11 protein-coding genes are annotated in these 10,851 nt (G+C 38.4%); 3 read left to right on the top strand and 8 right to left on the bottom strand.

The window, feature by feature from the left end; genetic code table 11:
• Positions 1 to 491: 491 nt before the first annotated feature.
• The 5 genes from PN497_RS05120 to PN497_RS05100 form a co-directional block, all read right to left on the bottom strand.
• Positions 492 to 2,285: a bifunctional serine/threonine-protein kinase/formylglycine-generating enzyme family protein gene (locus tag PN497_RS05120; RefSeq protein WP_096565876.1), complete on the bottom strand. Its 1,794-nt coding sequence runs from the start codon at positions 2,283 to 2,285 to the stop codon at positions 492 to 494.
• Between the two features lie 649 nt (positions 2,286 to 2,934).
• Positions 2,935 to 3,351 (bottom strand): hypothetical protein, encoded by a 417-nt coding sequence (locus tag PN497_RS05115; protein ID WP_096565878.1) that lies wholly within the window; start codon positions 3,349 to 3,351, stop codon positions 2,935 to 2,937.
• Between the two features lie 152 nt (positions 3,352 to 3,503).
• Positions 3,504 to 4,466 carry a protein translocase subunit SecF gene (secF, locus tag PN497_RS05110; RefSeq protein WP_096565880.1) on the bottom strand — a complete coding sequence of 321 codons (963 nt, stop codon included), beginning with the start codon at positions 4,464 to 4,466 and terminating at the stop codon, positions 3,504 to 3,506.
• Positions 4,463 to 5,875, bottom strand: coding sequence for a protein translocase subunit SecD (gene secD / locus PN497_RS05105; protein WP_096565882.1), 1,413 nt, complete (start codon positions 5,873 to 5,875; stop codon positions 4,463 to 4,465). Before secD ends, secF begins: the two co-directional genes overlap by 4 nt.
• A gap of 127 nt (positions 5,876 to 6,002) precedes the next feature.
• Positions 6,003 to 6,986 (bottom strand): alpha-ketoacid dehydrogenase subunit beta, encoded by a 984-nt coding sequence (locus tag PN497_RS05100; protein ID WP_096565884.1) that lies wholly within the window; start codon positions 6,984 to 6,986, stop codon positions 6,003 to 6,005.
• Between the two features lie 91 nt (positions 6,987 to 7,077).
• Here PN497_RS05100 and PN497_RS05095 point away from each other — a divergent pair, with 91 nt between their 5' ends.
• The gene (locus PN497_RS05095; protein ID WP_272109742.1) at positions 7,078 to 7,215 is read left to right on the top strand and encodes a hypothetical protein; all 138 of its coding nucleotides are present in this window, start codon (positions 7,078 to 7,080) and stop codon (positions 7,213 to 7,215) included.
• On the opposite strand, the gene PN497_RS05090 is transcribed toward PN497_RS05095, so the two are convergent.
• Complete coding sequence (locus PN497_RS05090; protein ID WP_096565886.1) at positions 7,152 to 7,364, bottom strand: helix-turn-helix domain-containing protein; 213 nt, start codon at positions 7,362 to 7,364, stop codon at positions 7,152 to 7,154. The two genes, PN497_RS05095 and PN497_RS05090, sit on opposite strands and share 64 nt — an antisense overlap.
• A 144-nt stretch (positions 7,365 to 7,508) precedes the next feature.
• On the opposite strand from PN497_RS05090, the gene PN497_RS05085 reads away from it, so the two are divergent.
• Positions 7,509 to 7,961 carry a hypothetical protein gene (locus PN497_RS05085; protein WP_096565888.1) on the top strand — a complete coding sequence of 151 codons (453 nt, stop codon included), beginning with the start codon at positions 7,509 to 7,511 and terminating at the stop codon, positions 7,959 to 7,961.
• A 132-nt stretch (positions 7,962 to 8,093) separates the two neighbouring features.
• Positions 8,094 to 8,366, top strand: coding sequence for a hypothetical protein (locus PN497_RS05080; protein ID WP_096565890.1), 273 nt, complete (start codon positions 8,094 to 8,096; stop codon positions 8,364 to 8,366).
• 331 nt (positions 8,367 to 8,697) lie between these two features.
• On the opposite strand, the gene hemB is transcribed toward PN497_RS05080, so the two are convergent.
• Positions 8,698 to 9,675, bottom strand: coding sequence for a porphobilinogen synthase (gene hemB, locus PN497_RS05075; protein ID WP_096565892.1), 978 nt, complete (start codon positions 9,673 to 9,675; stop codon positions 8,698 to 8,700).
• Positions 9,676 to 10,248: 573 nt separating this feature from the next.
• Positions 10,249 to 10,608: a DUF4870 domain-containing protein gene (locus PN497_RS05070; protein ID WP_096572576.1), complete on the bottom strand. Its 360-nt coding sequence runs from the start codon at positions 10,606 to 10,608 to the stop codon at positions 10,249 to 10,251.
• Between the last annotated feature and the right edge of the window lie 243 nt (positions 10,609 to 10,851).

Below are 10,851 nucleotides of genomic sequence, written 5' to 3'. Positions count from 1 at the left end.
GCAGGAGTCAGGAGTCAGGTGTCAGGAGTCAGGAGTAAAACCCTGTTGGGGTGAGAGTTTCATGATTCATTGATGTCCTAACTACTCTGTCTACTGCTATAATATTTTCTGTTTGTTGAATTATAATTGTCTGAATCAGGATGTCCAGGATCAGAGGATTTACAGGATGTTTTTCAATGATTGTTTGTTGGCAAGTTGGGGATTTTTGCAGGATGTTATTTAATGATTGTTTTTGCATGATTATCAACAATCTGAAAATTACTCTACTCAAAATCCTGATTCAGACAAATACAACTTTAAACACCAACAGAAAATCTCTCAATCACATCCTGTAAATCCTAAAATCCTGGACATCCTGATTCTGACAAATACAACTTTAAACTAAATTAAATGCCTCTAAAATCTTAAAAAAACTTGATCGCCTGACGGCGAGGGGAAAGGGAAAAGAGCAAGAAGGGCAGAGGGTAAAAGAGCAACAGTATAAAGGGATACTAAGTCCACGCAGCACCACACACAACACGAAAACCGTCGTTGAGGAAGTCGAAGCCCGCAACATAACAGAGGCGACGCGCCGAACGGCAAAAAGCAGGATAGCCGTCCCAAGAACCACCGCGCAGCATTTTAGAATCGCTTAGACTAATCCAAGCACTGCCATCTATAGGCGCATTTATATAGTTTTTATGCCAGTCATCTTCACACCATTCCCAGACATTACCGTGCATATCATACAAACCAAAAGCGTTAGGGGGAAAAGAACCTACATCTGTGGTTTGTTGACGATATTTGCCTTTTGGTGCAGCACCGTAGGAATAGTTACCATCATAATTTACTAAATCAGTGGTAATAGTGTTCCCAAAATAAAATGGTGTAGTTGTTCCGGCTCTACAAGCATACTCCCATTGTGCTTCACTAGGTAGACTATATTTTTTACCTGTAGCTTTGCTTATTCTAGCACAAAATTCCTGTGCGTCAAGCCATGAAACTCTTTCCACTGGTTTATTTTTACCTTGAAAGCGGGAAGGTTGAGGATTGAGATCCTGTTTAATTTTTGGTAACGCTGCTACCCGTTCCCATTGTGCCTGAGTTACAGTAAACTTGCCCATATAAAATGGTTGAATATTCACCCGATGTTGAGGACTTTCTGAATCACGTCTCTCAGGTTCATTTTCCGGTGAACCCATTAAAAAACTTCCCCCCGGAATAGCAATCATTTCTAATAATACACCATTACCTAAATTTTCCTGAAATGATGTGTGAGAATTAGTAGGTTGAGGTTTAATGATCGTTGGTTGAGGTGAGTTAATTGGGGGAGAAATCAACTGTTGAAAAATTTGTTTAAATGGATTATTAGAAGTTGGTTGTGTTTGCGGAGGTTGGGGGTTAGGAACAACAACAATTTTTTGCGGAATGGGATTATTTAATGCTGCTAAAACATCTGTTGCTGAATGATAACGTTTTTTAGGAATATCTTGCAACATAGTTTCTAAAATATCAGTTAATTCCTGACTTAAAGAAACATACTTTTGCCATTGCCATTCCATATTTATCGGATCAAACAAAGAATCAGAACCATCATTTTTTTGAAAAAGTCCCGTTAATAATCTGACACAAGTTACAGCTAAACTATAAAGATCACTACTTGGGTAAACCATCCCCCTAAATTGTTCTGGTGGTGCATATCCAGGAGTTCCGGTAATAGTTCCCACTCTAGTTAAAATACTACCACTTGTTTCTTTAGAAACGCCAAAATCAATCAGGAATAATTTACCGGTTTTGCTTCTAATAATGTTTTCCGGTTTGATATGTCGATGAATTACCTTATTGTCATGGATAAATTGCAAAACAGGCAATAACTCTGTTAAGATAATTCTGATTTGTGGTTCGTTTAATTTACCTTGAGTGTCTAACTCTTGCAGTAAATTTTGCCCATCAATAAATTCCTGAATTAAATACAGTCTACCATCTTGGGGAAAGAAAGCGAGTAAATCAGGAATTTGCGGATGTTTACCTAATTCTTGCAGTCGTTGAGCTTCTTGTTGAAATAATTCCGTCGCTTTTTGTAAAGATGAACTTCCTGCTTGTTGGGGTAAAAATTGTTTGATGACGCAGGGTGTATTTAATCTTTTGATATCTACAGCTTGAAAAGTTCTACCAAAACCACCTTCACCGAGAAATTTTAAAGGGAGATAACGATCATCTAAAATGATTTTACTACCGCAATTTTGACAAAAATTAGTACCTTGGGGATTTTGGTAAAGACAGTCAGGATTGATACATTGACTCATGGTAGTTGCTGGGTATATCTAGCCATGATTATACTATACCACCGTCAGCATTAGGATATCCAGGATTTAAGGATTTTCAGGATGGGATGAATATTTATGATGTTGATAGATAAAGTCTATATATAAAGTCTATATATATATGGGCGCACTCTTTTCCACCCATAACATAAGAAGAAAACAATCTGGGGATTTTGTCAAGTGTTGATTTGATGATTTTTCTGCATCAGGATGTAATTGATGAATATTTGTGATATATTTATATTATTGATTATTGAGATCATGGAAATTATTTAATCTTGAAAGATCGTTAAATTGATAATCCATAAATTGATAATCCATTAAATCCTTAAATCCTGGACATCCTGATTCAGACAAAAAAATCAAACATCAAAATCAAGATATTCAATTACTCATGATTGTCTCTCCAATTTTCCCACATATAAGTTAGCTCACCTACTGTTATGATAGTAGTAGCTATATTTGTTTCTCCCACTTCCTTAAAAGGATGTACAGGATGTTGATGAATTAAAAATTAAAACTCTGTTTAATTATCAATTATCAATTATCAATTATCAATTATCAATTATCAATTATCAATTATCAATTATCAATTATCAATTATCAATTATCAATTATCAATTATCAATTATCAATTACCTATCACCAATTTCCATAAAGGATGACTCGGTCCTTGTTGACGAATCTTAAAAACCTGCTGTTCTAAACGTTGCTTTTCCGGTTGTGGTAAACCGATCAAAATATTGCGAATTTGCCAAATTAAAACAGAAACCGTCATCCCAATACAAAAAGCTAAACCCACAGTAGCAAATGGATGAAAAGCCAGGGCATATCGCACAGCTACCCAGGTAAAATATTGTTGCCACAAGGTAAACTCAGTGCGTAAATTCCACAGACACACAGGAGCAATAATCACCCATAAACAACAAACAAATAACCACCTGCCATATACTGTTAGCTGGTATAATTTCTGTACTTGCTCGATAAAAGCAACATCAGAATTTTCTAGGTTTGAGTAATTAATTGTTGGTTCTTCCTGTGAGTCCATAAGTTATTGACACTCTTTGATCTCCTGACTCTTTGATCTCCTGACTCCTGTACGGGCGTTCGCGAAGCGTGCTGGAAGCATAAGCATTCGGGTGATTAATTATCGATTTTTCCCCAATATTTTTATCCGAATGCTTCGCCCCTACTGACTCCTTAATCAACAGATGTATTAATTTTATCTATTGTATATTCATTGCGTTCTCGCCACAATGTTAACAAGGTACTAGCAATGAAAATACTAGAATAAGCCCCGGCGATAAAACCAATAATTAAAGCCAGAGAAAAATATTTCAAAGTTTCCCCACCAAACAAAAAAATAGCAAACAAAGACAACATAGTTGTTAAAGTTGTGTTGATTGATCTGCTTAACGTTTGATTTACAGCATCATCAACTATTTCTGCAATTGGTGTTTGGGGATGATTTTTAATATTTTCTCGGATGCGGTCATAAATTACCACTGTATCATTAACAGAGAATCCTGTAATAGTCAGTAAGGCAACAATAAAGAGACTATCTACTTCTGCACCTAAAACCAAACCCAAAATTGAGAATATTCCTACCGTCACCAAGAGATCGTGAAATGTGGCAACGATCGCAAACAAAGCATAATCCCACTGGAAACGGAAACTCAAATAAACAACAATACCCAAAAAGGAAACTGCTAAAGCTATAACTCCAGTTCTAAACAGTTCTCTTCCTAATGTGGGACCTACAGAGTCAATTTGGTTTTTTTGCGGATCAAAAGCACCAATTTTTGCACTTAAAGCGGTTTGTAAATTGGTGCGCTGGTCAGTTTCTAGGTTTTTTGTACGGATAGTGATGCCATTTTTCTGACCATTTTCAGAGATTAATTGAATACTACTATCTCCTAGTCCCTGCTCTTTGGCAACTTCCCGCACCACATTAATATCTATTGGTTGATCACAGTTACCAGGTTGGCTACAATCTCTCACCAATTGTAACCGCGTACCACCGATAAAATCTAAACCAGGACGTAACGGGGCTTTAATGTTGGGATTTTGCCAAGATATCACCATTGAGATGATACCACTCAGTATCACTGCTGATGAAATAGTCCACCAAAGATTCCGCGATTTATTAATATCTAGTGTCATCTAGCTACCTCCTGCTTATTTGTTGCTGTCAGCTTAGGACAGTAAAATTCTGTTTTCCGCCAAGCGGGAATGGAAATAGCTATAAACATCAAGGTACGACTACAGGTAATGGCAGTAAACATACTCACAGCTACCCCTAAAGCTAAGGTGAGGGCGAAACCTTTGACTAACCCAGAACCCAAGTAAAACAGAGCCGCGCAAGCAATCCAGGTAGTAACATTACTATCTAAAATACTGGAAAATGCCCGATAAAAACCAGATTCTACAGAACGATATAAAGATTTACCTGCGCGTAATTCTTCCCTTGTGCGTTCAAAAATCAGTACGTTAGCATCTACCGCCATACCAATACTGAGGATAAATCCAGCAATTCCTGGTAAGGTGAGGGTGACACCGAGTAAGCAAAAAGTAGCCCAGGTTAAAAGAGAGTAAATCACTAGGGATACATCGGCAATCAATCCTGGTAGTCTGTAATAAACCACCATAAAGATTAGGACTAAAATTAGACCACCGATACCGGCGTAAATGCTGCTTTGAATACTATCTTGACCCAAAGTTGCACCTACTGTTCTTCTTTCAGCAATTTCTACCGGAACGGGTAACGCGCCTCCTCGTAACTGTACACCTAAATTATTTGCTTCTTCTGCTTGGAATCGTCCTGTAATGATAGCAGAACCGCCTGTGATCCCAGTGGCGGCAAATTCTACGCCTACTGTGGGATAACTAATTAATTCATTATCGAGAAAAATACCGATAGCGCGACCTGTTCCTGCTAACCTTTTAGTCAAGTCTGCAAAAAGTTCACCACCCTTGGTATCGAAGCGCAGGACAACATTCCAATTATTACCTTGGGTGGGTTCACCATAGGCATCTTTGAGGTATTTACCAGTTAATGGTGGATCAGTGCTGGCAAATAATTCGGCGATGGACTGCTGATTTTTCTTGATATCTTCTTGATTTTTAGCAATAGCATCTGCATCATTGCTTGTTCTTAATTCTTCTTGCTTATTTTTCAGTTCTGTTTCTGATACTCTAAAGGCCAGTAGTTGAGTATCTGTATCCGGCTTTTGTAACCGAAATTCTAACTGTGCTGTACCCCCCAGTACCTTTTCTGCCTGTTCTGGGTCATTTACCCCAGGTAACTGCACTAAAATTTTATCAGTACCTACTGTTTGAATTACTGGTTCAGAAACACCAAGACCGTTAATACGACCTTCAACTACTTTCTGCACAGCTTCTAGTTCTCGTTCCGTGATTTCTTTGATTTCCTCGGTTGTTTTCACCTGAATAGTAAGCTGTGATCCTCCCCGCAGGTCTAACCCCAAGGGTACAGGAATTGTGGCAATCACCGTAATTGCGGCGATTACCAACACTATAATTAACGCTAGTAGCGATCGCTGTTTTTCCATACCATCACTCACAACTGACAAAGGCTATGATAACTTTCTTTTTGTCAGGTTTGAGTAGAAGATGAGGGAATAATTGACAATTGACAATTGACAATTATCAATTATCAATTATCAATTATCAATTTTCCTACACTCGCAAAGCCATCATTTTCTGTACAGCTTCGACAATTTGCTCTGGTTGCACAATAGTCAACCTTTCTAAGTTACCGTTGTAAGGTGTGGGGATATCTTGGGAAGACAGCCGCAGTACAGGCGCATCTAATTCATCAAATAACCTGTCATTAATGGATGCGGTTAATTCTGCACCTATACCCCCAGTTCTCATACACTCTTCCACAACTATTACACGGTGGGTTTTCCGTATTGAAGCGCCAATAGTATCAAAATCTAAAGGTTTCAGGGATATTAAATCAATAACTTCTGGATCATATCCTTGTTTTTCCAAGGTTTTCACCGCTTGCAGGACATGATACCGCATCCGCGAATAGGTAAGGATGGTAACATCTTTCCCAGAACGTACTACTTCTGCTTTATCCAGTGGGAGTACATATTCTTCTTCGGGTAGATTTTCTTTTAAGTTGTAAAGTAAAACGTGTTCAAAAAATAACACTGGGTTATCATCGCGGATCGCTGCTTTTAGTAACCCTTTAGCATTGTAAGGTGTGGAACAAGCGACAATTTTTAAACCGGGAACTGCTTGGAAATATGCTTCTAGTCTTTGGGAATGTTCTGCACCTAGCTGTCTTCCCACACCACCAGGACCACGGATGACCATGGGAATTTTAAAGTTACCGCCGGAAGTGTAACGCAACATTCCCGCATTGTTAGAAATTTGGTTGAAAGCGAGGAGCAAAAAGCCCATGTTCATACCTTCAATGATCGGTCTTAACCCTGTCATTGCTGCTCCCACTGCCAAACCGGTAAAGCTATTTTCCGCAATAGGGGTATCTAATACTCGCAGATCACCATACTTTTTGCATAGGTCTTTGGTGACTTTATAAGAACCGCCGTAGTGTCCTACATCTTCACCTAAAACAAATACGCTAGAGTCGCGGGACATTTCTTCGTCAATAGCTTCCCGTAGAGCGTTAAAAAATAGTGTTTCTGCCATTTAGACCTTTATCACAATTTAATGTTTTTAAATTTTATCGTGCCTCCGTCCTTAATAACGTCAGCGATCGCACTCTTATTAGTAATGGGTAATGGGTAATGGGTTATTCATTCTCCCAGTCACCAGTCACCAGTCACCAGTCACCAGTCACCAGTCACCAGTTACCTATTCCTTGACGATTTCATACAAGTCTTCAATCATAACATCAAATATCCGTGCCAACTTGTGAAGAGAAGTAACATCCACCGAAGCTAACCCCGGAGACTTCGCATAATTTTTCAGAGTGGTGTATGCTATTCCTGAACGGTCAGAAACTTCTTTGAGTGTCCAGCCCTTCTCCGCTGCAAATTCTTTAACCCGCAACCTCACCAAACCCATACTTGACAAAAGCCTAATTATAGTCCATTATAGTTATAACATAAAAAGCGATCGCCCCTAGTCTACCAAACGAAAGAGCGATCGGCAATCATAATCATAAATTTCTGCCTCTAGGCATTAATCCTAAAGGAAAAACCTAAAACCATGATAACACTAGAAACCACAAAATCCAACTACGTCAATCCTTTATTTAAGTTTGTCACCAAAGAAGCGATCGCCCTATTATTGAAAATACCCGTAGAGCAAATCAGAAAGATTCGCTGTTGGCCGCACGTCATCCTGGTAGTTTCTGAACATTTAGTCAGATTTGTGAGTTATGCCGACTTACCACCGATTTTAGAAGCAGAACCGCCCACAGATAAGGATATTCTCACTTGGCGCAGACGTTGGCGCAAACTCAAAACCTATAAAGCACCCAACTCTTGGAAAGAATTTTATACTTTACAGTTACGTCAATCTACTAATAAAGGCACTTTACAAGCTTGGTGGGGACTGGTTAACACGATTAAGTTTGCATTATCCCATAATGCTGTACAGACAATAAAAAGCGTTTTTCAAGAAATTGAATATTTAATGGCTGTTTCTGTAAGCGGATAAGCTTGTTAATTGATAAAAATTACGCATCATGTATGGAATAACGAACCGCAGAGAACACAGAAGAATAAGAGTTTAATAGGTTTTTTGTGTCAGTCCTGTTAAAATAAGATTGAATTTTTAATTGTAGTATAAGTGACAGAAGAAACCAGAAATGAAGTTAATTGGCAAGATATTGTACAATTTAACAAATTAGATCAGCGTGTTGCTATAGCTAATGATATTTTCCCCAATCTCATTGGTGTAAATGAAGGATATATTGAATGGTGTCCCGATAATGACCCACTAACCCATTTAGAAACTTTACTTTGGTGGTGGGTTATTCGTCCTGACTTGGGAGCAGCAATAGCTAGTGAAGCACCTCAAGAACTAAAAGAAATTATCAGTCGATACATCCTCAATTTATAAATAATTGTCAGAATCAGGTGGTTATCGAGTTTCGACTACGCTCAACTACCGCGACTTGTACTGAGCCTGTCGAAGTAAGTCGAGATAATATCCAGGATTTAAGGATGAACATGATTAAGACTGGGATTTTATCACCAATTACCTATTACCCATTGCCAACCTAAACAATATAACTAGCAACTTGGGTTATCTGAATTATTATAATTTTGACCTTATCGCCCGTTGCAGTCGGCGGCACTTTTATTAATAGCTAAAATCTCACGCTCAAACACAAACACACTCAAAATACTCTTTGCGTCTTTGCGCCTTTGCGTGAGACTAATTTAACCTATTACAACCACCGAGCCGCATCTTTAGCGTGATAAGTTAAAATCAAATCAGCACCAGCCCGTTTAAACCCAGTCAAAGTTTCCATCACCACACGCTGCTCATCAATCCAACCATTCAAAGCAGCAGCTTTGACCATAGAATATTCACCAGAAACATTATAAGCAGCCACAGGTAAATTACTTGCTTGCTTCACTTGCCAGATAATGTCCATATATGCCAAAGCTGGTTTTACCATCAGCATATCAGCACCTTCGGCAATATCCAACTCAATTTCTTTGATCGCTTCACGGGAGTTACCGGGGTCCATTTGGTAAGTGCGGCGATCGCCAAACTGCGGTGTGGAGTCTGCTGCATCCCGGAATGGTCCATAATAGGCAGAGGCATATTTAGCAGCATAGGACATGATAGGGATATCTTGAAAACCCGCTTCATCCAAACCTGCGCGAATAGCTTGCACAAAACCATCCATCATCCCTGAAGGTGCGATAATATCTGCACCAGCTTGAGCTTGAGAAACTGCGGTTTTCTTCAATAATTCCAAAGTCGGATCATTTAACACTCTACCAGTTAAATCACCAGTTGTTAAATAACCACAATGTCCATGATTTGTATATTCACATAAACAAGTGTCATTGATAACAATTAAATCAGGAACTGCTGCTTTAACTGCGGTGGTTGCTTTTTGGACAATACCACAATCATGCCATGCCCCCGTAGCATCAACATCTTTATCTTCAGGTATTCCAAATAAGATAATAGCGGGAATACCTAAATCATAAACTTCCTTTGCTTCTTCAACAATTTTATCTATGGAAAGCTGATAAACTCCTGGCATAGATTTTACTTCATTAGCAATACCTTCACCGGGAACAGCAAACAAAGGATATATTAAATCATTGGTTGTTAAAACGGTTTCACGTACCATGCGACGTAGTTGGGGATGGGTACGTAAACGACGAGGGCGATGGGTGGGGAACATAGATTTTATATCAATAAAAACTCAATGGACATCAAACAAAGCGTCACAAAAGCAGTGCTTTAATTTGTGACTTTCAGCCAAACTAGAAACAGTGCTTAACTGTCTTTGCCCTACTGTTGATGAAGCTGTGGGGCAATTTTGTATTTTACAGCTTTGTTGACACTTTCCGGGAAGGAATTGGGGAAAATAATTTTCAAGTCAGGAGTCGTAAGGGCGTTCGCGAAGCGTGCTGGAAGCATCAGCATTCGGGCGATAAATTATCAATTTGATGAAAAGGTTATTTTCCTGTAAGGGCGTTCGCGAAGCGTGCTGGAAGCATCAGCATTCGGGCGATAAATTCTCAATTTTGATCACAGGTTATTTTCCGAATGCTTCGCCCCTACTTCGCCCATGCAGGAGTCAGAAGTCAGAAGTCAGAATAAAATATATGTATCTGAAAGATGGAAATACAAAGAATAAAAAGAAACAGATACAAATAACATTCTCGAAGTTATAATTTCTGAATCCTTGCTCTTAGCTGATTACTGATAGCTGATTACTTATCATGAAATAAAGACCTAATGAAAATGATGATTAAAAAACTCGAAAGATGAATGGATAACGGAAGGGTGTCTCAGGATTACCAAAAACTTTGATGATAGCAAAAATTGTTAATCCCCAATGTATCACATATCCTAAACCTGCGAGTGGTAGTAATATTATCAATGGTAACACTAACCAACCAAGGAGAAAAAATAAAGCTCCTAAAATTGCGCCATAAAACCAAACATTGAAATGGAAGTTGATAGATTCTTTAGCGTTGTCTTTAACAACTGGGTCATCAGAGATAATTAATAAAGCAATGGGTAAACCAACGGAGACAATAGTTGTACTAAAAAAAATTGCTCCGTGAGATAAGGCTGATAATAATTTGCGTTTATCGGTATCATATATATCGTACATTTTTTTATCCTCATGGATTTCGGTTATTTATTATATCATATTTTGTGAAATTTTGATAAATCAGGATTTTTGATTTTGTCTGAATCAGGATTTCCAGGATTTGAGGATTTACAGGATGTTATTTATAGATTTTCTGTTGGTGTTTAAAGTTGTATTTGTCTGAATCAGGATAACCAGGATTTGAGGATGTACGGGATGGTAATTTTTAGATGGTTTGTTTGGTGTTTAAAGTTG

The sequence above is a fragment of the Sphaerospermopsis kisseleviana CS-549 genome, assembly GCF_028329225.1.
In the GTDB taxonomy this organism is placed as follows: domain Bacteria; phylum Cyanobacteriota; class Cyanobacteriia; order Cyanobacteriales; family Nostocaceae; genus Sphaerospermopsis; species Sphaerospermopsis kisseleviana.
Note: the sequence above shows the minus strand (reverse complement) of the source record. Positions and strands in the feature narration are given on the sequence as shown.